Source organism: Malaciobacter pacificus, assembly GCF_004214795.1.
Classification (GTDB): Bacteria; Campylobacterota; Campylobacteria; order Campylobacterales; family Arcobacteraceae; genus Malaciobacter_A; species Malaciobacter_A pacificus.
The window spans coordinates 1065481-1086261 of sequence record NZ_CP035928.1; the positions used below are offsets into that span (position 1 = coordinate 1065481).

Here is a 20781-nt window from a genome sequence, read left to right on the forward strand (position 1 = left end):
TTTTTATAACTCTCCTCTTTGTCTAAGTATCTCTTTTAAAATATCTAAATCATAAATACTCTCTCCACAAACACTTTTGTCTGTGATTATATCAAGAAAATTATTTTCATTTTTATCCACATATTGATACTCTAAAGTGTAGTCTTTTTTTAGTATGTTTTGACTTCCTTCTTCTTCACATAAAGAGTTTTGAACTTGTTTTATAAATTTTCGTTTTTCTAAGGCGGTAAAACTTTCAGTATTATATAATTTATAAACATATTGAATTGTGTTCTCTTTTTTATTGATATCAATTAGTTCTGTATTTAAATCAACTCTTAAAGGTAAGTTTTCTTTATAAAAATTAATTTCTTGAGTTATAGAATAGTCTTCTAAATATGTTTCTTGAAATAGTTCAATAAAATAAGAAACAGATAAAAAAAGATTAATGGTTATGATGGCTTTTGCTAAATATGACCAAACTTTTGAACCTTCAAATCTATTTGCACTTTTAAATACTGCAAGAAAAATTGCAAATGTATAAATAAACATAAATATAAAATATATAACACTAAGTGTCTCACTTATATTAAAAATAGGACTAATAAAATACTCTAGAACAAATGAAAATAGTACAAACCAAGCCCAAAAAGTGACTTTAAGGCTTAATTCACCTTTTATAAATTTTAATAAATATGTTTTAATCATTTATTACCTTTAATATAATCTATAACTAACATTAAATCTCAGCTTTGTAGTAGTTTTTGGTTTTGGATAGTCTTTATACGCAATTTCAATAAGTTCTAGTGTATACTCATCAAATACTTCATAACCAGAACTATCAATAATTTTTAGATTACTAATACTTCCATTTGGATGAAATAAAAATTCAACTATATTTGTTCCAGAAAGTCGTAATTTTGCTGCAATTCTAGGATATCCAAGTCTATTTAAAACCCTTTGTGTAATAGTTTGAAAATTGTTTATATTCTTCTCTAAATATGCTTTTTGTACTTTTGTAAAATTTTCATACTCTCTTCCATAAAGTCTCTCTAACTTATTTAAAATTTTTTTATCAACAGGCTCTTTTTGTGATAAAAAGTCTTCTAAAGTTTTTTCTTGTATTGAAGGTTTTTTTTCTACAATTTGCTCTTTAAGTACTTTTTTCTGAAATTCTTTAGCTTTTTGTATCTCTTTTTGCTTTCTTTTTTCTTGGAATTTTATATTCTCTTTTGCTTTGACATACTTTTTAGGTGTAGGTGTAGGTTTTGGTTTATTTATTTGTTTAGGCTTTTCAATCTTTTTTTCAATCTCTTTTACAGGCTTTTTAATCTCTTTTTTTGGTTCTTGTTTTTTTATAGTTACATATTTTATATCAGATTTTTTAGCTGATTTTTCTACATTAGTATAATTCTCTTCTTTTATTTTTTCATTTTTATAATTATTAAAAAGAAGTAGATGTATAGATATTGAAATAATAAAAGCAAATATAATAAGTTTCATAACGGGATTATAGTACAATATCATTTATAAATGATTAACAAAGGATTTTTTTTAATGTTTGATAAGTCAATAAGTGCATATGATGAAGCTTGTAAAGTTATTCCTGGGGGAGTTGATTCTCCAGTTAGAGCTTTTAAAAGTGTAGGAGGAACTCCCCCTTTTATTCAAAGAGGTGAGGGTGCATATTTATTTGATGTAGATGGAAATAAATATGTAGATTTTGTACAAAGTTGGGGACCACTAATTTTTGGTCATTGTGATAAAGATATAGAAGAAGCTGTTATTCAAACAGCTAAAAATGGTTTATCTTTTGGAGCTCCAACTGAACTTGAAACACAATTAGCTACTGAAATTGTTGAAATGTATGATTACATTGATAAAGTTAGATTTGTTAGTTCAGGAACTGAAGCTACAATGAGTGCTATTAGACTAGCAAGAGGTGTTACTGGTAAAAATGATATTATTAAATTTGAGGGTTGTTACCATGGACACTCTGATTCTCTTTTAGTTCAAGCGGGTTCTGGTATGGCAACATTTGGAGCACCAAGTTCTCCAGGAGTTCCGGCTGATTTAACAAAGCATACTTTATTATCAGAGTATAACAATATAGAGAATCTAAAGAAATGTTTTGAAAATAGTTCAGATATTGCTTGTATTATTATTGAGCCAATTGCTGGAAATATGGGATTAGTTCCTGCAAGTGATGAATTTTTAAAGGTTTGTAGAGAATTATGTGATGAGCATGGTGCTTTACTTATTTTTGATGAAGTTATGACAGGTTTTAGAGCAAGTTTAAAAGGTGCTAGTGGTATTTTAAAAACTCAAGGTGATATTATTACATTTGGAAAAGTAATTGGTGCAGGTATGCCAGTTGGTGCTTTTGCTGCTTCAAAAGAGATTATGGGGCATTTAAGTCCTGAAGGTACAGTTTATCAAGCAGGAACTTTAAGCGGTAACCCTGTTGCAATGGCAGCTGGACTTACAAGTTTAAGAAAACTAAAATCTAATCCAGAAATTTATGAAACTTTAAACGCAAAAGCAGTTAAATTAGTTTCTGGATTAAAAGAAGTAGCAATTAAAAATAATATTGGTCTTCAAGTTGATACAAGAGGAAGTATGTTTGGATTCTTCTTTGCTGATAAAGTTCCAACAAACTTTAAAGAAGTAAGTGAATTTTGTGATTTCCAAAGATTTGGTAAATTCCACCATGAAATGATTAAAAAAGGTTTCTATTTTGCTTGTTCTCAATATGAAGCTGGATTTATGTGTACAGAAATTAGTGATGAAGATATAGAAGCTTGTATTAGTGCAGCTGATGAAATTATGAAAAATTTATAAGGAAAAAATATGGGAATTATTAAGAATGTTGATTTAACAAAAAAAGCAAATATTTATTTTGATGGAAATGTAACATCAAGAAGTTATGTAGAAAATGGAGTTTCTAAGTCTTTAGGAATTATGATGCCTGGTGAGTATACTTTTGGTACGCAAAAAGCAGAACATATGGAAATCATTGCTGGAAAAGTTGAAGTATTAATTGCTTGTGGTGATAGTAACTGGGAAGAGGTTAATGCAGGTGAATATTTTGAAGTACCAGCAAATTGTAGCTTTGATATTAAAGTATTAGAAATTACTGATTATTGTTGTACATACATAGACTAATTGGATTAGTATGGAAGAAGAAAAAAAAGTACCAAAGCATCAAGATAAAATTGTAGCTTTAGATAACCTATCTTTAGGTATATCTATAGTTGCAGCAATTGTTATTGGATTTGGAATAGGGTATGGTCTTAAATATCTTACAGGTTATTCTTGGACTTTATGGCTTGGAATTGTTTGGGGTATCTTAGCAGCTATTTTAAATATTTATAAAGCATATAAAAGAGCTCAAAAACAGTATGAAGGTTTAGAAAACGACCCTCGATATGCACATAGAGCAAAGTATGGGGATAAAGCTTACGACAATGATGAAGATTAATTCTGAAATTTTAAACTTTGCGAAGATCTTTTTTTTAATTGATCTTTGTTTAGTTATTTATTCATTGATTTTTCAAGATTCTATTTGGCTTTTAAACACTCAAGTAGCATTTATTTCATCTTTATTTATTACAATTGCATCTTTTTTATCTTATAGAAGAAATATAAACGGAAGAATCGCAAATTTAGATTTATCAAAATCTCAAAAGGGTGAAGATAGAGATAAAATTGATGAGATAGATGATCCCTTTGATTTATATACTGAATATGAAGAAATACCTGAAGAGGAGTTAACACCTCAAAAAATCAAAGAGATTATTCAAGATGAAAAATCAAAAGTAAAGAAAAACTCTTTTAAAAATACTATATTTTCAGCAGGTGGATTCTTATCTATATATAGAGTATTAGGGTATGGAATTTTAGTTTTTGGTTTTTTTGCATTAAACAATAACAAATTACTTATTCCAATAGCATTTATTGTAGGATTAGGAGTCGTTCCTATAGGAACTTTACTTTCAAAGCTAAGAAAATAGCTTTGAAATGTTAAAGTATGAGAGGAAGGTCAATTGTTATTTTATTGTCTTCACAAGTTAAGATTAAAGAATTATCCTCTTTAGGATTAAGATTATTTATTGTTATCTCATTATCACTTGAAATTTCAACACTAATTAAAGAATATTTTCTACCATCAATTTTTATATATTCACCAATTTTTAACATAATTGTAGAAGTAATGTTTTCACAACCTGTAAATGACTCGAATACCTGTCCTAGTGTTTTAATAAATGAACTAGCATCAAGTTTAAATTCAGGTATTGATGGATCATAGTTTTTAATATAATTAGCATTAGTTTTAATTTTACTTGAAGAAATAGCTAAATCTACTAATGTAAATATATTTGTAGTATTAATATTTTTTATATTGATTTTATTCTCTTTTTTTACCATAGCACTTTTATAAAGTTTCATATGTATTTCATCTTCATTTTCGTACATAACTGTGATCGCGTAAAAAGTATAATTTTTCAAAGACAAATCGATGTACGATGTATTTGCACCAAAGGTTTTTGGTGCATAAGTTAATGCTAAGTCAAAAAGCTCTTTAGCTTTTATTCTATTTAATAAAAACTGAGCTTCTGAATTTGAAAAGATAATTTTTCCTGAAGAGGAAAAAGAGATAATAGGGTTTAAATCTAATTCAACCCATTCTTCATAAAAGTTCATAATTAACTCTCTACGTAATTCTTAAGGTTTTTACCAACTTTTGGGTGCTTTAATTTTTTAATAGCACTAGATTCAATTTGTCTAACTCTTTCTCTTGTAACTGATAACTCTTTACCAATCTCTTCTAAAGTTCTATCCGATGCATCTTGCATTAGACCAAATCTCATTCTAATAACAGCTTGTTCTCTTTCATTTAATTGAGCAAGAATTTGATCAATTTGACCTTGTAAATCCTCTTTCATAATATTATCAACTGGTGTTGGTGCTTTTTCATCTGGAACGAAATCTCCAAATTTACCATCTTCATCAGAACCAATTGGTGCTTCAAGTGATACAGGCTCTTTAGTAATTTTAATTACTTGTTTTACTTTATCAACAGGTAATCCTACTTCTTTTGCGATCTCTTCTACATCTGGCTCTTTACCATTTTCTTGAATACCTTTTCTGATGATTTTATTGATTCTATTGATAGTTTCAATCATGTGAATTGGAATTCTAATAGTTCTAGCTTGGTCAGCAATCGCTCTTGAAATTGCTTGTCTAATCCACCATGTTGCATAAGTAGAAAATTTATAACCTTTTTTATATTCAAACTTATCAACAGCTTTCATTAAACCAATATTACCTTCTTGGATTAAGTCTAAGAAAGGTAAACCTCTATTTGTATATCTTTTTGCAATAGATACAACAAGTCTAAGGTTAGATTTTGCCATTCTAGTTTTAGATTGATCAGTAATTCTTTTACCTCTTTTAATCTGCTCTAAAACGTCTTTTAATTCTTCTGGTTCTAAATCAAATCCATCTTTAGAAGCTTCTGCTGTTTGGAAAAGTTTTTTAATTTCCATATATGTAGAAACCATAGTCGCTTCAGGAACCATTGAAGTAATTTGAGCTTTTGATAAATTAACAATGTTATCTAAAATCTTTTGGTGGTTTTTTAATAAAGTATCATTAAATAACGGTAATCTATACTCTAATCTTTTTAATTCACTCTCAAACCCAGTATCTGATTTAAGTGCAGTTTCCATAGCTTTTACAATTTCTGTAATAAGTTTAGAAGTTGGTCCTAAATCTAATAATGCCTCTTTTAAGATTTTCTTTTTAAATGCAACTGCTAAATTGTGTGTCATTTGATCCAATTCAGCATCAGATTTTGCTTCTTCTTTTGCTAAGAATTTAAGCCAATCTTTTTTCGCTTTTTCTAAGATTTTAAAAGCATCAACAATAGTTTGTGCTCTTTTATCAAGTTTTTTGTTTTTCTTTGATGAATCATCACCTGAATCATCTTCATCATCGATTTCATCTTCAGCGTCATCATTTGAATCATCACCTGAATCATCTTCATCATCGAAGTTTCTAAATAATTCTTTTACTTTTCTTTCTCTATTTACTAAAGGTTCTTTGTATTCTAAAATAAAATCAATTAAGTATGGAACATAACAAATGGCATCAAGGATAATATCTTCACCCATTTCAATTTTTTTAGAAATTTCAATCTCTTCTTCTTTAGTAAGTAATGGAATTTGTCCCATTTCTCTTAAATACATTCTAACTGGAGAATCAGATCTTGACCACTCTAATAACTCTTTATTTTTAAGTAAATCAAAAACATCATCTTCATTTTCTATTAGTTTTTCTCTTTGCTCTCTTTTCTTTTTTGCTTCTTCAGCATTCATTCTTTTAGCCTGTTCTTGTGAGCTAATCACAGTAACATTGTAAAGTTGAACTAAAGCAATAATTTTTTTTACTACTGATGCAGTTGGAGCTTTGGGAAAGATTTTTATAATTTTTTCATAAGTTAATACTGAGTCTTTGTACTCTTTAACTAGTGTCTCAATACCTTTATTTAAATCTTTTGCACTCATTGACGGAATATCCTCGTTTGTAAGATAGATTTGGATTATACCCAAATTAGTTAAAAAAGCCTTTAAATGATGATTTAATTAAAAATTACTCTATTTTTCGCTAAAATGCGTTTTTCTTGAAAAATAATCAATTTAATAAGTAAGTAAAGTTTATTAAATTTAAGGACAGATAATGGATAAAAAAATTACTGGAAAAGTATGGAATTTTGGTGCTAATATTGATACAGACGTTATTATAGCTGCACGTTATTTAAATAGTTCAGACCCTGAACATTTAGCAAAATACGTAATGGAAGATGCAGACCCTGAATTTCCAAATAAATTACAAAGAGGTGACATTATTGTTGCTGGTGAAAATTTTGGTTGTGGTTCATCTAGAGAACATGCTCCAATTGCACTAAAAGCAGCAGGAGTTGCAGCAGTTATTGCACCATCTTTTGCAAGAATCTTTTATAGAAATGCATTTAATATGGGATTACCAATCTTTGAATTACCAGAATCTTTAGAAATTAAAGAGGGTGAAGAAATTACTGTTGATGTTGATGCAGGTGAAATTACAAATAACACAACTGGTAAAACTTATAAATTTATTCCAATTCCAGAGTTTATGCAAGAGTTAATTGCAGCTGGTGGATTAATTAATTATGCAAATCTTGAAGTTGCAAAAGAAAAGGAAAGTAAATAATGAAGAAATATAATATTTCAGTAATCAAAGGTGATGGAATAGGTCCAGAAATTATTGATGAAGCAATAAAAGTATTAGATACAGTAGCAGGAGCTTGTGATTTTACATTAGAGTATAAAGAGTACTTAATGGGTGGAATTGCAATTGATGAAACAGGAGTTCCATTGCCAGATGAAACTGTAACTGGTGTATTAGCTTCTGATGCTTGTTTGTTTGGAGCAATTGGTGGTGAAAAATGGGATACATTGCCAAGAGAATTAAGACCTGAAACAGGATTATTAAACTTTAGAGAAAAAATGGGAGTTTATGCAAACCTAAGACCAGCTATTGTTTATGATGAACTATTAAATGCATCAACTTTAAAACCAGAGGTTATTAAAGGTTGTGATATTATGGTTGTAAGAGAATTAATTGGTGGGATTTATTTTGGTAAACCAAGAGAGAATGATGGCCAAAAAGCATTTAATACTATGGTTTACACAAAAGATGAAATTATCAGAATTGGTAAACAAGCATTTGAATTTGCAATGAAAAGAGATAAAAGAGTTTGTTCTGTTGATAAAGCAAATGTTTTAGAAGTTTCTCAATTATGGAGAGATACTATGGAAGAGGTGGCAAAAGATTATCCTGAAGTTGAATTATCTCATATGTATGTAGATAATGCAGCAATGCAATTAGTAAGAAACCCAAAACAATTTGATGTTATTGTAACAGGGAATATTTTTGGAGATATCTTATCTGATACTGCTTCAATGGTTGTTGGTTCTATTGGATTATTACCATCAGCTTCAACTGGAGATAAAACAGCAATTTATGAGCCAATTCATGGAAGTGCACCTGATATTGCAGGACAAGGAATAGCAAATCCAATTGCAACAATAGAAAGTGCAGCAATGATGCTTAGATATTCACTAGGTGAAGAAAAAGCAGCAGATATGATAAGTAATGCAATTAAAAATGTATTAAAAGATGGATATAGAACAAAAGATTTAGCAGCTTATGATGCTAAAGAAGTTGTAACTACTGCTGAAATGGGTGATATTATCGCTAACTATATTAATAAATAATTAGAAAGTTTTTACTTTCTAATTATTCTTCTTTTCTTTAAAAAAACAAAAAAATAATTTATTTAATAGTAATTAATAACATTTTGTGTTAAAATCTAATAAAAAAATGATTTGGATTTAAAATGAGTGATAAAAAGTATAGATTGGTTACTAGAAGTGATATGGATGGATTAGTGTGTGGTACACTTTTAACTTATCTAGGTATTATTGATGATGTACTATTTGCACACCCAAAAGATATGCAAGATGGAAAAGTTGAAATTACTTCAAATGATATCATTACAAATTTACCTTATGTGCAAAATGCTCATTTAGTATTTGATCATCATTTTAGTGAGACTTTAAGAAATGAAAAAAAAGCTAATCATATAATAAATCCTGATGCTCCAAGTGCAGCACAAGTTGTATATGATTATTATGATGGAGATGAAGTATTCCCAGGATATTTCACAGGTATGATGAATGGAGCAAATAAAGCTGATAGTGCTGATTTTGTTGAAGAAGACATCTTACATCCAAGAGCGTGGGCATTACTTAGTTTTATTATGGATTCAAGAACAGGTCTTGGAAGATTTAAAGATTTTAGAATTTCAAACTATCAACTTATGATGGATTTAGTAAAATATTGTGCAAGACATAATATTGATGAAATTTTAGAATTAAGTGATGTAAAAGAGAGAACAGATTTATACTTTAAATATGAAGAAGAGTTCAAAGAACAATTAAAAAGATGTACAGTAGTAAAAGATAATTTACTTTTAATTGACTATAGATATGAAGAGATAATTTATCCTGGTAATAGATTTATGGTTTATGCAATGTATCCAGAACAAAATATCTCTATACATATTGGATGGACAAAAGGAAATGAAAAAGTTGTATTTAGTACAGGTAAATCAATTATAAATAAATCATCTAAAACAAATATTGGAGAGTTAATGTTAAAGTATGGTGGAGGTGGTCATAAGGCTGCTGGTGGATGCCAAATTGAAAAAGATAATGCAGATAATATTTTAGAAGAATTAATTAAACAGATTAATAATGATGGATAAAATAAGCTGATTTTACAGCTTATTTTTAAGTATCGTGTAAAAATCTTTAAATGATGCTAGTTTAAGATTTGATTCTCTTTGTTTTTTTCCCCACATAGGCTCTGGAAAATATGAATCTTCTTCAAATCGTGCCATTATATGAAAATGTACATGGGGAACATAATTTCCGAATGATGCAATGTTTATTTTTGTTGGATTAAAATAATTAATCATCTCTTTTTCAACAATATCTAAAGCTCTTAAGATTTCTGCTTTAGTTTTTATATCACAATCAGAAAACTCTTTTAGCTCTTCTTGAGTGAATATTTTTAGCCAAGGTATTTCAGACTCTTCTATTTCGATTCTTATTAATTCATTTTTAAAAATTATTGACAAAATTAAACCCTTTTATAAATATTTATCTATTTTCAATGGAATAATACTAGATATTTGATTAAACAATGCGTTATATACTCTTTTCAACTTACTTTAAGTAAAATTTAATTATAATCCAATTCCATTTTTTCAACCATAACGGAAGTTTTTATAAAATATTTGTGTTTTATAAAGAGTTGGGCAGAACCGGAAAGAAGCAATTGAAACCAATATTTGGGGACAGACTAGCTTTGCTCCGCCGATTTTATTCCTATATTATGGAATATGAAAATCGGGGCGAACTACAAAAAAGCAAAGCAGTTTGCTTTTTTCGAAGTAGTTCTTCCCTGTTGAAAAGTGGTAAAAAACACAAAAAGAGGACAAGACTTATGAAAGTAAGAGCTTCAGTAAAAAAGATGTGTGATAAATGTAAAGTTATCAAAAGAAAAGGTATCGTAAGAGTAATTTGCGATAACAAAAAACATAAACAGAGACAAGGATAAGACACATGGCAAGAATCGCGGGTGTTGATTTACCAAACAAAAAAAGAATGGAATATGCATTAACTTATATCTATGGTATTGGTTTACATAATTCTAGATTAATCTTAGACGCTGTTGGAATTGATTACAATAAAAGAGCACATGAATTAACAGAAGACGAAGCAGCTGCAATTAGACAAGAAATCCAAAAGAACTACATGGTTGAGGGTGATCTTAGAAAAAAAGTTGCAATGGATATTAAAGCTTTAATGGATTTAGGTTCATACAGAGGTTTAAGACATAGAAGAGGTTTACCTTGTAGAGGGCAAAAGACTAAGACTAATGCTAGAACAAGAAAAGGTAAAAAGAAAACTGTTGGTGCAGCAGCTAAGTAAGGAATGACAGATGGCAAAAAGAAAAGTTACTAGAAAAAAAATCGTAAAAAAGAACATTGCTGACGGTATTGTTCACATTGCTGCAAGTTTCAATAATACTATGGTTACTGTTACTGACAATGCAGGAAATGCAATTTCTTGGTCAAGTGCAGGAAACTTAGGATTCAAAGGTTCTAAAAAATCTACTCCATTCGCAGCACAAGCAGCAGTTGAAGATGCTATGCAAAAAGCAATTGAGCACGGAATCAAAAATGTTGGAATTAAAATCCAAGGACCAGGATCTGGTAGAGATACTGCAGTTAAATCTGTAGGTGCTATGGAAGGTATTAGAGTTACTTGGTTAAAAGATGTTACACCATTACCACATAATGGTTGTAGACCTCCAAAAAGAAGAAGAGTGTAAGGGATAAATAATGGCAAGATATAGAGGACCTAGAGAAAAGATTGAAAGAAGACTTGATGCAGACCTTGGATTAAAAGGTGAGAGAAGACTTAACGGAAAATCTGCATTAGAAAAAAGACCATTTGCTCCTGGACAACATGGACAAAGAAGAGCTAAAATCTCTGAGTATGGTTTACAATTAAGAGAAAAGCAAAAAGCTAAATTTATGTATGGTGTATCTGAAAAACAATTCAGAAAATACTTTAAAGAAGCTGCAAGAAGAGAAGGTAATACAGGGGCTAACCTTATTACATTAATCGAGCAAAGATTAGATAACGTTGTTTACAGAATGGGATTTGCTTCAACTAGAGCATTTGCTAGACAATTAACAACTCACGGACACATTTTAGTAGATGGTAAGAAAGTTGATATTCCTTCTTTCATCGTTAGACCTGGTCAAAAAATTGAGATCAGAGAAAAATCTAAAAACAACCCTCAAATTGTTAGAGCATTAGAATTAACTAACCAAACTGGTATGGTTGACTGGGTTGACGTAGAAAAAGATAAAGTTTTCGGAATTTTCACAAGAATCCCAACAAGAGAAGAAGTTGTTATTCCTGTTGAAGAAAGATTAATCGTAGAGTTATATTCTAAATAATAAATAAAAGGTAGCTAATGAAAAAGTTTGCAGACACACCGTTTTTACCAACTGAAGTTGAGATCGAAGCTATCAGCGAAAATGAAGCTAAAATATCAGCATATCCATTTGAAAGTGGTTTTGCAATTACTTTAGCGCACCCTTTAAGAAGACTTTTATTAAGCTCTTCAATTGGTTACGCACCAATTGCTGTAAAAATTGAAGGTGCTTCTCATGAGTTTGACTCTTTAAGAGGTATGCTAGAAGATATAGCTATTTTTATTATTAATCTAAAAAACATTAGATTTAAAATTAACGGCGATAAAGATCAAGTAGTAGTAGAGTACTCATTTAATGGGCCAAAAGAAATTAAAGGTGAAGATTTAATCAACTCTGATGTTGAAATTGTTTCTCCAGACGTTCACTTAGCTACTATCAACAGTGACTGTAACTTAACTTTCTCTGTAATTATTCAAAAAGGTATTGGATATATGCCTTCTGAAGATATTAGAGATATTGTTGGGCCAGATTACATTCCTATTGATGCATTCTTTACTCCAGTTAAAAAAGTAGTATATGATATTGAAAAAATGTTAGTTGAAGATAACCCTAACTTTGAAAAAGCTGTATTTACTGTACAAACAAATGGACAAATTTCTCCAGTTACTGCATTTAAAGAAGCAGTATCAGTTATGTACTCTCAAATGTCAGTATTTAACAAAGTATTTGATTTATCTGAAGTAACAGTAAGTGAAACTGGAGAAGAGCCAGTAGAACTAAAAGATTTAATCATTAAAATTGATGATTTAAATTTAAGTGCTAGAAGTTTCAACTCTTTAGATAGAGCTGGATTAAAATTCTTAGGTGAACTAGTACTTATGAGTGAAGTTGAAGTAAAAAATATTAAGAACTTAGGTAAAAAATCTTATGACGAAATTGCTGAAAAATTAGAGTCATTAGGATACCCAGTTGAAAATACACTTCCAGAAAATGTTGCTTCTGCATTAAGAAGAAAATTAGAGCAACTAAAAGCATAATTTAAGGGTTTAATATGAGACATAAGCACGGATATAGAAAATTAAATAGAACTTCTTCTCATAGAAAAGCATTGTTAAAAAATTTAGCAATTGCAATTATCGAGAGAGAAAAAATTGAAACAACTGTACCAAAAGCAAAAGAATTAAAAAGACACATTGAAAGATTAGTAACAACTGCTAGAAATGCTGACTTAAATACACATAGAGCTGTATTTGCTGCATTACAAGACAAAGAAGCTACTAAAAAATTAATTAATGAAATTGCACCAAGATACGAAGGTAGAAATGGTGGATACACTTCAATCGTTAAGACAAGAATTAGAAGAGGTGATGCTACACCAATGGCATTCATTTCTTTCGTATAATCTTTAGATTTAACGAAATATAAAGGGACAGGTACATTTGTACCTGTCCCTTTTTTTATTCCTACTTTTTATTTACCTGATTTTAATGATATTTTAGATAAAATCCAGCGTATTACTATAAATGTAAAACAACAGGAGAAATATTTGATAACTCTAAAAGAAGCACTTACCTTAAGTGATGATGATATAAAAAAACTAAGAGATGATTTAACTACAAAAATTAAAAATAGCAATATAGGTGCCTATGTTGAACAACTAACTTCTACTGATATTTCACAAACAGGTTCTGGAATTCCAATAGCAATAAAAGATAATATAAATGTTAAAAACTGGGAAATTACTTGTTCTAGTAATATTTTAAAAGGATACATTAGTCCTTATAATGCAACAGTTATTAATAATTTAGAAAAAGCTGGCTTATCTGCTTTTGGTAGAGCAAACATGGATGAATTTGCAATGGGAAGTTCAACTGAATCTTCTTGTTATGGTAAGACATTAAATCCAGTTAACAATGAAAAAGTTCCTGGTGGAAGTAGTGGAGGTAGTGCTGCTGCTGTTGCTGGTGGTATTGCAATTGCTGCCCTTGGAACTGATACAGGTGGAAGTATTAGACAACCAGCAGCTTATTGTGGTTGTGTTGGTATGAAACCAACTTATGGAAGAGTTTCAAGATATGGAATTACAGCTTATTCTTCTTCACTTGATCAATGTGGTCCTATTACACAAAATGTTGAAGATGCAGCAATTTTATATGACATTATTTCTGGACATGACCCAATGGATTCTACTTCAGCAAATATAGCTTATGAAGCAGTTACTCCAAAACTTGATGGTGATAAAAAACTTACAATTGCAGTAATTGATAACTTCATTTCTCAAGCTAGTCCCGCAATTCAGAATGCATTTGAAAAAACAATTAAAGCATTAGAAAATGCAGGTCATACAATAGTTCATAAAAATATGTTAGATACAGATAAAATATTATCATCTTATTATATCGTTGCTACAGCAGAAGCAAGTGCTAACCTTTCTAGATTTGATGGTGTTAGATATGGAAATAGAAAAGGTGAAGGTGGCTTAAAAGATATGTATGTTCAAACTAAATCTCAAGGATTTGGGCAAGAAGTACAAAAAAGAATTATGTTAGGATCATTTGTATTAAGTTCTGGTTACTATGATGCTTATTATATCAAAGCACAAAAGGTAAGACACTTAATTAAAGATGAATATGAAGCAATTTTTAAAGATGCTGACTTAATTTTATCTCCAGTTGCTCCAACAACTGCACCAAAATTTGGTTCATTTAAAACATCACTTGAGATGTATTTAAGTGATATTTATACTATTTCTGTAAATTTAGCTGGTCTTCCTGCTATCTCAGTTCCTGTTGATAAAGATGAAGATGGAATGCCTGTTGGTTTACAATTAATAGCAAAAGCTTATGATGAGCAAACAATGTTTGATGGTGCTTTATCACTTGAAAAAGCAGTAAATTATAATAAATAATATTAGGGAAAGAATATGAGAATTAGAAAAAGAGCATTAACATTTGAAGACGTTTTATTAGTACCAGCAAAATCTGAGGTTTTACCAAAAGAAGTTTGCTTAAAATCTAAATTAACAAAAAAAATTGATTTAAATATTCCTTTTGTATCTGCTGCTATGGATACAGTTACTGAATATCAAGCAGCGATTGCAATGGCTAGACTTGGTGGTATTGGTATTATTCATAAAAATATGGATGTTGAAACTCAAACTTTACAATGTAAAAAAGTTAAAAAATCTGAGTCTGGAATGATTATTGATCCAGTTACTATCCAAAAACATCAAACATTACAAGACGCAGAAGATATTATGGCTTCATACAAAATTTCTGGTGTGCCAGTTGTAGATGAAAATGGTATTTTATTAGGTATTTTAACAAATAGAGATATGAGATTTACAAAAGATTATAGTAAATTAGTTGAAGAAAAAATGACTAGTATGCCATTAATTACTGGTAAAGAAGGTACTACTTTAGATGAAGCTGCTGATATTATGCATGCTAATAAAATTGAGAAATTACCAATCGTTGATGCTAACAATAAATTAGTTGGACTAATTACAATTAAAGATATCAACAAAAAAAGAGAATATCCAAATGCAAATAAAGATGAGTTTGGAAGATTAAGAGTAGGTGCTGCTATTGGTGTTGGTCAACTTGATAGAGCAAGAGCTTTAGTTGAAGTTGGTGTTGATGTTTTAGTTTTAGATTCTGCTCACGGTCATTCAAAAGGTATTTTAGACACAGTAAAAGCAATTAAAGCTGAAATGGATGTTCAAATTATTGCTGGTAATGTTGCAACTGCTGAAGCAACTGCTGATTTAATTGCTGCTGGTGCTGATGCTGTTAAAGTAGGAATTGGACCTGGTTCTATTTGTACAACAAGAATCGTTGCAGGTGTTGGTGTTCCTCAAATTTCTGCAATTGATGAGTGTGCTGCTGAAGGTGCTAAAACGGGTACTCCAATTATCGCTGATGGTGGTATTAAATATTCTGGTGATGTTGCAAAAGCATTAGCAGTTGGAGCAAGTGCTGTTATGATGGGAAGTGCATTAGCAGGTACTGAAGAATCTCCAGGTGAAGTTATTTTATCTCATGGTAGAAAATTTAAATCATATAGAGGAATGGGTTCTATTGGAGCTATGACAAAAGGAAGTACTGATAGATATTTCCAAGAAGGAACTGCTGCTGATAAATTAGTTCCAGAAGGAATTGAAGGTATGGTACCATATAGAGGACATATTTCAGATATCATTCACCAAATGGTAGGTGGTTTAAGAAGTTCTATGGGATATTTAGGAAGTAAAGATATTCCTACATTCCAAGAAAGAGCAGAGTTTGTGGAGATTACAAGTGCAGGACTTAAAGAGTCTCACGTACATGATGTAACTATTACAAACGAAGCACCTAATTACCACATCTAAAAAAAAGAGGTTTATAACAGCCTCTTTTTCCAAGTTTCTGCGTTATCGCAGAAATTTTTTTACTCACTTACTTCAGTAAGCTCCCACAAAAAATTTTACTCTTGCCTTGAACTTTAAAAAAATAGTCAATTCTAAACTTCTTTTAGTATAATTATTTTAATAATTTTTGAAGGAGTTAAATGCCAAGTACTAATATTGAAGAATTAGCTTTTGAATTTTTTAAATTATTCTCAAAAATGGAATATGCATTAAAAGCAACTGGTATTCAAAAATATTTGAAAAATGATAGAAATAATAATGCATTTGCAGATTGGGAAGAATTTATTTCTAAAAATAGTAGTTCTTTTTCTTTAACTTATTTATCAGACAAATATATCCTTAATAATCCTCCTAAAATACAAAAAGTTGATAATAGTGGCAATTTAGTTTTTAGTAATCATTGGTATTCAAATTCTAATGATTTAAAATCAGCTATTGAATATTTAAAAACTGTAAGAAATAATTTATTTCATGGAGGAAAAGGAACGTCAACTGAATTTATTGAGGATAATACTAGAAATAAAGAGCTTCTAAAATCTTCTATAGAAATTATAAAGTATATAAAAACATTAGATTCAGATGTTAAATCAAATTTTGATAATTAGTAAAATTAGGGTCAATTAGGGGTCATCAATTTCAATTAGGGGTCAGGTGATAACGATAACTAAAAGTATTATTAAAAGAATAGGAAAAACCTATCCTTTTGCAATTAAAACACCTAATAATGGCATAATAAATAAAATAGCTAATTGTGTTCTAACTAGCATGATTATCATTTTTGGCATTTTTACAACTGCTACGTCTTTGTTTTTATTCTTTAGATAAAACATAGTAGGGTAAATAGATAATAAAGCAATCACAATAAAAAGTGTTAGTTTTGTATGTAAAAGCTTGAATCTTTTCCCACAAACAACCATAAAGCTAAATCTACTACTAATGTAAGAATAGCACTGATACCATAAATTATATCAATAAAAGCTATTTTGTTTAACTTTTCTATTTTATTTTCATTTGCTATTAGTAAATGTTGCATTACTAAGTATGAAGCCAAACTGATAATCCCTATAAAGTGTATGTATCTAAAAACTATTTCAGTCATTTATTATTCTAAAAATTATTTTTAGATTATATTATTTAAAATCTCTTTTAATTCATAAACAGATTTTTTCTCTAATTCTTCTATCTTTTTGCTTAACTCTTCTTGAGAATTAAATTCGCATTTTTTACAAATTTCTTCTATTAGTTTGTATCTATTTTCTTTTGTATCTTGAAAAATTGATTTCTCTTTTTGTTTTGCTATCTCATTTCTTTGTGTGATTACTTTTTTTAGGTATAAATTGACTGCTTTTGAGTCTAATTCATCTTCAATCATAAACATTTCAATTCCAGTTAGTATCTTTTCTACTTTTTGTCTTAGAGTATCGAAGTTATAAGTTGTTTTATCATCTATTAGTTGCTCTATTTTTTTATCAATTTTATTTAAATTATCAGTATACATATATTTCCTTATTTGATGAAAGTATATTATATTTTGATTGTATTTATGATTTTTATATTCAAAAAAGATTATAATGCGCTTCTTAAAAAATACTAGGACTAAAAATGGGAAAAAGCTCAAATAATAACAGTGTAAAAAGTTCAAAAGTGGACTTAATTAAATTAGGTAGTAACTCTACTCCAAAAGCATTTTCAAAAGATACTACTGTAAAAGAGCAGGTTGTAAATGCTAGAAAATCAGCTAGTCAAAATAAAGCAAAAGCGAAGAAAAAAGCAAAAATAGCAAAAGCATCTAGAAAAAAAGTTAAAAAATAGACTCTTTTATTTAAAAGTATTTTGTTAGAATAGTATACTTAAGAACTTTTATTAAAAAAGGATTATATATGCTAGATAAAATTAAACATTATTACAAATTAGTAAAAGAGAAAAAAATTGATATAATTGCTATAAATTTAGGGATATTGGGTGTTTTAGTTGGAATTGTATTTTCAACGCCAATTATAAATCAAATATTTGTATGGTTTATTTTATTTGGTGTTTGTATAAGATTATATGATTTTACTGAAAAGATAGAACATGATATTGTTCCCTATGATTTTAATAGGATTTTACCTCCACCAAAAAAAGATGCTAAGAAATTTAGATAAAAGAGGTTTGCCTCTTTTATACTATTGATTTAATTCTAACTTTAAAAGTTAAGTCAGTACCTGCTAATGGATGATTATAATCTACCGTTACTTCTTCTTTTGTAACATCTGTAACTGTTGCTTTAAAGATTTCACCATTATCTCCATCTGCTTCTAATATCATGCCTATTTCTAAATCAATTCCTTCAAATTCATTGATTGGAACTTGTTCTGTTAAAGATTTGTCATACTCTCCATATGCTTCATAGGCTGGCACTGTAACCTCTTTTTCATCGCCTGCATTCATATCCTTAATTCTTTCTTCTAAACCTTCTAAAAGTTGTCCTTTCCCATATGTAAACTCAATTGGGTCACCGTCTAAATTGCTTTCAATAATATTATCATTTGCTTTTAACTCATATTGCATTAATACAATTTGATTGTTTTTTATTGCCATTAGTTAATCCTTATATGTTATTTTGGTACTATATCTAAAAGTTTTAATATATAGATAAATATAAAGGGATTTGATGAAAATTTTATTTATAACATTACTTTTTCTATCATCTTTATTTGCAGGTTTTGAAAAAGTTAGAATAGGGGAAATTTCAAGGGAATATGAAGATAAAATAACTTATTCGCAACTAAGAGAAATAATTGATGATATTGAAAAAGTATTTGAATCTCAATTAGGGTTTAATGTATTTGATTATTCAAATGATGGGAAACCTATTCATTTAACATATTTAGAACCAACATTAGCTCAAAAAAGATTAGAAAGAAAAATAAATAACTTCGAAAAGAAAAAAGATAAGATATCAAAATTAAAAGAGTTTTTTCCTTCAAAAAAGTTTGAAATAGATACTGTTCAAGAAGAGTATAATATCCAATCAAAAATATTAAATAAGAAAATAGAAAATTTAAATAGATATGTTAGAGAAGTAAATAAAATAAAACAATATCCAAAAAAAGAGTATGATGAAATTAAAAATTACATAAAAGTTAAAAAAGATGATATTAAAAAAGAGACGAAATTAAAAAGAAAGTTAGCGTCTAAGTTAAGAAAGAGCTTGAATCAATATAACAATAAAATCCATTCTTTTAATAATCTAGTAAAACAATCACAAATATTAGCTAATGAGATAGAATCCTTACAAAGAAGTCTAAAGGTTGTAAAAGGAAGAGCATTTGGACAAATTCAAACTATTGAAAAAACATATATAAAAGATGGTAAAAAATTTAAAGAGACTACTACTCAAAGTAGTATGGATAAAATAGAGATTTATAGTTTTGAAAATTTGGATCAATTAAAAGCTGTTTTAGCACATGAAATTGCACATCTTGTTGGAATACCACATATTAATGATTCAAATGCTTTGATGAATCCTATTTTACAAAAGAATCAAGAAAAAGATTTATTTTTGACAAGAGATGATATTAGAAATTTTAATGAAAATTTCTAAAAAATCATTTCTCCATCTTTTTTATCTCTAAATAAATCTAAACTAAAAGGTTCATTTGCAATATTTCTAAAGCTTGTGTCTTTAAAGTTTGTAATGATTTTGTTGATAGTCTTTAACTCTTCTTTTGAAAATATTTCATCATCAAACTCTTCATTTTTAGAAAATTTTAATTCTGTAAATTTTTCTTTTGGAGTAATATCTATATCTATGTATTCAATAAGTTCTTCTATTAGATACAATCTATCATCATCTTCACTTAACTCCTCTTGAGAAGCTATAATATCAAATAGTTCACTTAATATTACTGAAGAAGGAAGTTTCTTATTTTTTATATAATCATCTGTAAAAATTAATTCTCCAACAGTTTTTTTATGATTGTAATCCATCAAAAATAGCATAATTGATAGTTTTCTATCATCTAAGTTTTTTACTTTTTTATCTATCATTAAAACTATTACATTTGCAATTTTTGTAATATCTATATTCATTTTTTACCTTTAAATTTTCCAGTGTGTAATTTTATCTTTATTAACATTTTCTCTAACCATATCACATAGTTGAGGGAAAAACTCTATAAAATCTTCTTCAAGCTCATTTATGTTTTTACTTACGGCTTTATAGTAACTAACTGTAGTGTCTCTTGATAAAAGTTTAGGTGATAACCTTCTATCAATTCTAATAAATGCCACTTCTAAATCTTGTAGGGTTTGATATTTATTTAAAATTTTGTATTTGATGATTCTCTCAACACTATTTGCAGCCTTAAAAGGAAAACTATCAACTCTTTGGGTAGCTTTTTTATAAAACTGATTTGTATAATCTTCAAAAGAAATATTACAATATTTATTCCAATGTTTAGATAAAAAATAGTCATAAGTTATATCCATAACTATGGATTTTAATAATCCACTATCTCTAAGTCTATTTTTACTTCTTTTTACTACATCATGGGAATCTGTGAAAGAATCAATTAAAATGTGAGTTTTAAGACCATTTTGAAGATTTTCGCTAGCATCTTCCCAAAGCTTACCTTTTAAGGGGTCTGCTAAATAGTTTCCTATTTGGAAATCTATATTTTGTTCAGAAAGAAAAATATGTGCCAACCAATTCATCAAATACCTTTTTATTTAATTGAATTTTATCACACTTTTATAAAAATAGTTTTTATAAACTTTGATATAATTG

General features: G+C 28.6%; 28 protein-coding genes and 1 pseudogene. 19 read left to right on the top strand and 10 right to left on the bottom strand.

The genetic code is table 11. The features are described 5' to 3' along the window. Positions 1-3: 3 nt before the first annotated feature. Positions 4-687: a hypothetical protein gene (locus tag APAC_RS05470; protein ID WP_130233163.1), complete on the bottom strand. Its 684-nt coding sequence runs from the start codon at positions 685-687 to the stop codon at positions 4-6. Between the two features lie 9 nt (positions 688-696). Next, the gene (locus APAC_RS05475) at positions 697-1482 is read right to left on the bottom strand and encodes an energy transducer TonB (protein WP_170170119.1); all 786 of its coding nucleotides are present in this window, start codon (positions 1480-1482) and stop codon (positions 697-699) included. A 54-nt stretch (positions 1483-1536) separates the two neighbouring features. Between APAC_RS05475 and hemL the strand changes: the two genes are divergently transcribed. The 4 genes from hemL to APAC_RS05495 are packed head-to-tail and all read left to right on the top strand — an operon-like array spanning position 1537 to position 3992. After that, positions 1537-2820, top strand: a complete 1284-nt coding sequence (hemL, locus tag APAC_RS05480; protein WP_130233164.1) for a glutamate-1-semialdehyde 2,1-aminomutase — start codon at positions 1537-1539, stop codon at positions 2818-2820. 9 nt (positions 2821-2829) lie between these two features. Then, the gene (ppnP, locus tag APAC_RS05485; RefSeq protein WP_130233165.1) at positions 2830-3144 is read left to right on the top strand and encodes a pyrimidine/purine nucleoside phosphorylase; all 315 of its coding nucleotides are present in this window, start codon (positions 2830-2832) and stop codon (positions 3142-3144) included. Between the two features lie 10 nt (positions 3145-3154). Next, entirely contained in the window at positions 3155-3460 is a 306-nt protein-coding gene (locus APAC_RS05490) for an AtpZ/AtpI family protein (RefSeq protein WP_188353751.1), read from the top strand. Beyond that, complete coding sequence (locus tag APAC_RS05495) at positions 3447-3992, top strand: hypothetical protein (RefSeq protein WP_130233167.1); 546 nt, start codon at positions 3447-3449, stop codon at positions 3990-3992. Before APAC_RS05490 ends, APAC_RS05495 begins: the two co-directional genes overlap by 14 nt. A 10-nt stretch (positions 3993-4002) precedes the next feature. Here APAC_RS05495 and APAC_RS05500 read toward each other — a convergent pair whose 3' ends face one another. Together APAC_RS05500 and rpoD are read right to left on the bottom strand one after the other, a co-directional pair. Further along, positions 4003-4683 carry a hypothetical protein gene (locus APAC_RS05500; protein WP_130233168.1) on the bottom strand — a complete coding sequence of 227 codons (681 nt, stop codon included), beginning with the start codon at positions 4681-4683 and terminating at the stop codon, positions 4003-4005. Between the two features lie 2 nt (positions 4684-4685). Continuing rightward, on the bottom strand, positions 4686-6548 hold the full coding sequence (gene rpoD, locus APAC_RS05505; RefSeq protein ID WP_130233169.1) for an RNA polymerase sigma factor RpoD: 1863 nt from the start codon (positions 6546-6548) through the stop codon (positions 4686-4688). Positions 6549-6720: 172 nt separating this feature from the next. Here rpoD and APAC_RS05510 point away from each other — a divergent pair, with 172 nt between their 5' ends. The 3 genes from APAC_RS05510 to APAC_RS05520 all read left to right on the top strand — a co-directional run bounded on the left by APAC_RS05510 (position 6721) and on the right by APAC_RS05520 (position 9352). Continuing rightward, a complete protein-coding gene (locus tag APAC_RS05510; RefSeq protein ID WP_130233170.1) occupies positions 6721-7233 on the top strand; it encodes a 3-isopropylmalate dehydratase small subunit in 513 nt (170 codons plus the stop codon). Further along, a complete protein-coding gene (leuB, locus tag APAC_RS05515; protein ID WP_130233171.1) occupies positions 7233-8300 on the top strand; it encodes a 3-isopropylmalate dehydrogenase in 1068 nt (355 codons plus the stop codon). The genes APAC_RS05510 and leuB overlap by 1 nt, the downstream gene beginning before the upstream one ends. Positions 8301-8422: 122 nt before the next feature. Next, positions 8423-9352, top strand: a complete 930-nt coding sequence (locus APAC_RS05520; RefSeq protein ID WP_130233172.1) for a DHHA1 domain-containing protein — start codon at positions 8423-8425, stop codon at positions 9350-9352. A gap of 12 nt (positions 9353-9364) precedes the next feature. Here APAC_RS05520 and APAC_RS05525 read toward each other — a convergent pair whose 3' ends face one another. Beyond that, positions 9365-9727 (bottom strand): HIT family protein, encoded by a 363-nt coding sequence (locus APAC_RS05525; RefSeq protein ID WP_130233173.1) that lies wholly within the window; start codon positions 9725-9727, stop codon positions 9365-9367. A 368-nt stretch (positions 9728-10095) separates the two neighbouring features. Between APAC_RS05525 and rpmJ the strand changes: the two genes are divergently transcribed. From rpmJ to APAC_RS05570, 9 genes are all read left to right on the top strand, one after another. Further along, positions 10096-10209 (top strand): 50S ribosomal protein L36, encoded by a 114-nt coding sequence (rpmJ, locus tag APAC_RS05530; RefSeq protein ID WP_079577253.1) that lies wholly within the window; start codon positions 10096-10098, stop codon positions 10207-10209. 5 nt (positions 10210-10214) lie between these two features. Beyond that, positions 10215-10583 (top strand): 30S ribosomal protein S13, encoded by a 369-nt coding sequence (gene rpsM / locus APAC_RS05535; protein WP_130233174.1) that lies wholly within the window; start codon positions 10215-10217, stop codon positions 10581-10583. Between the two features lie 10 nt (positions 10584-10593). After that, entirely contained in the window at positions 10594-10986 is a 393-nt protein-coding gene (rpsK, locus tag APAC_RS05540; RefSeq protein WP_130233175.1) for a 30S ribosomal protein S11, read from the top strand. A 10-nt stretch (positions 10987-10996) separates the two neighbouring features. Further along, the gene (gene rpsD / locus APAC_RS05545) at positions 10997-11623 is read left to right on the top strand and encodes a 30S ribosomal protein S4 (RefSeq protein WP_130233176.1); all 627 of its coding nucleotides are present in this window, start codon (positions 10997-10999) and stop codon (positions 11621-11623) included. Between the two features lie 17 nt (positions 11624-11640). After that, entirely contained in the window at positions 11641-12639 is a 999-nt protein-coding gene (locus APAC_RS05550; RefSeq protein WP_130233177.1) for a DNA-directed RNA polymerase subunit alpha, read from the top strand. 14 nt (positions 12640-12653) lie between these two features. After that, positions 12654-13004 carry a 50S ribosomal protein L17 gene (rplQ, locus tag APAC_RS05555; protein ID WP_130233178.1) on the top strand — a complete coding sequence of 117 codons (351 nt, stop codon included), beginning with the start codon at positions 12654-12656 and terminating at the stop codon, positions 13002-13004. Between the two features lie 144 nt (positions 13005-13148). After that, the gene (gene gatA / locus APAC_RS05560; protein ID WP_170170120.1) at positions 13149-14510 is read left to right on the top strand and encodes an Asp-tRNA(Asn)/Glu-tRNA(Gln) amidotransferase subunit GatA; all 1362 of its coding nucleotides are present in this window, start codon (positions 13149-13151) and stop codon (positions 14508-14510) included. Positions 14511-14525: 15 nt separating this feature from the next. Then, positions 14526-15971, top strand: a complete 1446-nt coding sequence (gene guaB / locus APAC_RS05565; RefSeq protein WP_130233179.1) for an IMP dehydrogenase — start codon at positions 14526-14528, stop codon at positions 15969-15971. Between the two features lie 179 nt (positions 15972-16150). Beyond that, complete coding sequence (locus APAC_RS05570; RefSeq protein ID WP_130233180.1) at positions 16151-16615, top strand: hypothetical protein; 465 nt, start codon at positions 16151-16153, stop codon at positions 16613-16615. A 90-nt stretch (positions 16616-16705) separates the two neighbouring features. Here the strand turns inward: APAC_RS05570 and APAC_RS13345 are convergent. Further along, positions 16706-17109, bottom strand: a pseudogene (locus APAC_RS13345) (DUF2214 family protein). A gap of 21 nt (positions 17110-17130) precedes the next feature. Next, positions 17131-17508 (bottom strand): hypothetical protein, encoded by a 378-nt coding sequence (locus APAC_RS05580; protein ID WP_130233181.1) that lies wholly within the window; start codon positions 17506-17508, stop codon positions 17131-17133. A gap of 104 nt (positions 17509-17612) precedes the next feature. On the opposite strand from APAC_RS05580, the gene APAC_RS05585 reads away from it, so the two are divergent. Beyond that, on the top strand, positions 17613-17822 hold the full coding sequence (locus APAC_RS05585) for a hypothetical protein (RefSeq protein WP_130233182.1): 210 nt from the start codon (positions 17613-17615) through the stop codon (positions 17820-17822). A gap of 68 nt (positions 17823-17890) precedes the next feature. Further along, a complete protein-coding gene (locus APAC_RS05590; RefSeq protein ID WP_130233183.1) occupies positions 17891-18154 on the top strand; it encodes a hypothetical protein in 264 nt (87 codons plus the stop codon). 16 nt (positions 18155-18170) lie between these two features. On the opposite strand, the gene APAC_RS05595 is transcribed toward APAC_RS05590, so the two are convergent. After that, entirely contained in the window at positions 18171-18590 is a 420-nt protein-coding gene (locus APAC_RS05595; RefSeq protein WP_130233184.1) for an FKBP-type peptidyl-prolyl cis-trans isomerase, read from the bottom strand. Between the two features lie 73 nt (positions 18591-18663). Here APAC_RS05595 and APAC_RS05600 point away from each other — a divergent pair, with 73 nt between their 5' ends. Further along, positions 18664-19596: a matrixin family metalloprotease gene (locus APAC_RS05600; protein ID WP_130233185.1), complete on the top strand. Its 933-nt coding sequence runs from the start codon at positions 18664-18666 to the stop codon at positions 19594-19596. On the opposite strand, the gene APAC_RS05605 is transcribed toward APAC_RS05600, so the two are convergent. Further along, a complete protein-coding gene (locus APAC_RS05605; protein WP_130233186.1) occupies positions 19593-20084 on the bottom strand; it encodes a type II toxin-antitoxin system antitoxin SocA domain-containing protein in 492 nt (163 codons plus the stop codon). The two genes, APAC_RS05600 and APAC_RS05605, sit on opposite strands and share 4 nt — an antisense overlap. A gap of 9 nt (positions 20085-20093) precedes the next feature. Then, entirely contained in the window at positions 20094-20708 is a 615-nt protein-coding gene (locus APAC_RS05610; RefSeq protein ID WP_130233187.1) for an acyl carrier protein phosphodiesterase, read from the bottom strand. Positions 20709-20781: the final 73 nt, after the last annotated feature.

Coding starts and splice junctions, on each gene's coding strand:
- APAC_RS05470 (WP_130233163.1), bottom strand. CDS start 687: ATGATTAAAACATATTTATTAAAATTTATAAAAGGTGAATTAAGCCTT.
- APAC_RS05475 (WP_170170119.1), bottom strand. CDS start 1,482: ATGAAACTTATTATATTTGCTTTTATTATTTCAATATCTATACATCTA.
- hemL (WP_130233164.1), top strand. CDS start 1,537: ATGTTTGATAAGTCAATAAGTGCATATGATGAAGCTTGTAAAGTTATT.
- ppnP (WP_130233165.1), top strand. CDS start 2,830: ATGGGAATTATTAAGAATGTTGATTTAACAAAAAAAGCAAATATTTAT.
- APAC_RS05490 (WP_188353751.1), top strand. CDS start 3,155: ATGGAAGAAGAAAAAAAAGTACCAAAGCATCAAGATAAAATTGTAGCT.
- APAC_RS05495 (WP_130233167.1), top strand. CDS start 3,447: ATGATGAAGATTAATTCTGAAATTTTAAACTTTGCGAAGATCTTTTTT.
- APAC_RS05500 (WP_130233168.1), bottom strand. CDS start 4,683: ATGAACTTTTATGAAGAATGGGTTGAATTAGATTTAAACCCTATTATC.
- rpoD (WP_130233169.1), bottom strand. CDS start 6,548: ATGAGTGCAAAAGATTTAAATAAAGGTATTGAGACACTAGTTAAAGAG.
- APAC_RS05510 (WP_130233170.1), top strand. CDS start 6,721: ATGGATAAAAAAATTACTGGAAAAGTATGGAATTTTGGTGCTAATATT.
- leuB (WP_130233171.1), top strand. CDS start 7,233: ATGAAGAAATATAATATTTCAGTAATCAAAGGTGATGGAATAGGTCCA.
- APAC_RS05520 (WP_130233172.1), top strand. CDS start 8,423: ATGAGTGATAAAAAGTATAGATTGGTTACTAGAAGTGATATGGATGGA.
- rpmJ (WP_079577253.1), top strand. CDS start 10,096: ATGAAAGTAAGAGCTTCAGTAAAAAAGATGTGTGATAAATGTAAAGTT.
- rpsM (WP_130233174.1), top strand. CDS start 10,215: ATGGCAAGAATCGCGGGTGTTGATTTACCAAACAAAAAAAGAATGGAA.
- rpsK (WP_130233175.1), top strand. CDS start 10,594: ATGGCAAAAAGAAAAGTTACTAGAAAAAAAATCGTAAAAAAGAACATT.
- rpsD (WP_130233176.1), top strand. CDS start 10,997: ATGGCAAGATATAGAGGACCTAGAGAAAAGATTGAAAGAAGACTTGAT.
- APAC_RS05550 (WP_130233177.1), top strand. CDS start 11,641: ATGAAAAAGTTTGCAGACACACCGTTTTTACCAACTGAAGTTGAGATC.
- rplQ (WP_130233178.1), top strand. CDS start 12,654: ATGAGACATAAGCACGGATATAGAAAATTAAATAGAACTTCTTCTCAT.
- guaB (WP_130233179.1), top strand. CDS start 14,526: ATGAGAATTAGAAAAAGAGCATTAACATTTGAAGACGTTTTATTAGTA.
- APAC_RS05570 (WP_130233180.1), top strand. CDS start 16,151: ATGCCAAGTACTAATATTGAAGAATTAGCTTTTGAATTTTTTAAATTA.
- APAC_RS05580 (WP_130233181.1), bottom strand. CDS start 17,508: ATGTATACTGATAATTTAAATAAAATTGATAAAAAAATAGAGCAACTA.
- APAC_RS05585 (WP_130233182.1), top strand. CDS start 17,613: ATGGGAAAAAGCTCAAATAATAACAGTGTAAAAAGTTCAAAAGTGGAC.
- APAC_RS05590 (WP_130233183.1), top strand. CDS start 17,891: ATGCTAGATAAAATTAAACATTATTACAAATTAGTAAAAGAGAAAAAA.
- APAC_RS05595 (WP_130233184.1), bottom strand. CDS start 18,590: ATGGCAATAAAAAACAATCAAATTGTATTAATGCAATATGAGTTAAAA.
- APAC_RS05600 (WP_130233185.1), top strand. CDS start 18,664: ATGAAAATTTTATTTATAACATTACTTTTTCTATCATCTTTATTTGCA.
- APAC_RS05605 (WP_130233186.1), bottom strand. CDS start 20,084: ATGAATATAGATATTACAAAAATTGCAAATGTAATAGTTTTAATGATA.
- APAC_RS05610 (WP_130233187.1), bottom strand. CDS start 20,708: ATGAATTGGTTGGCACATATTTTTCTTTCTGAACAAAATATAGATTTC.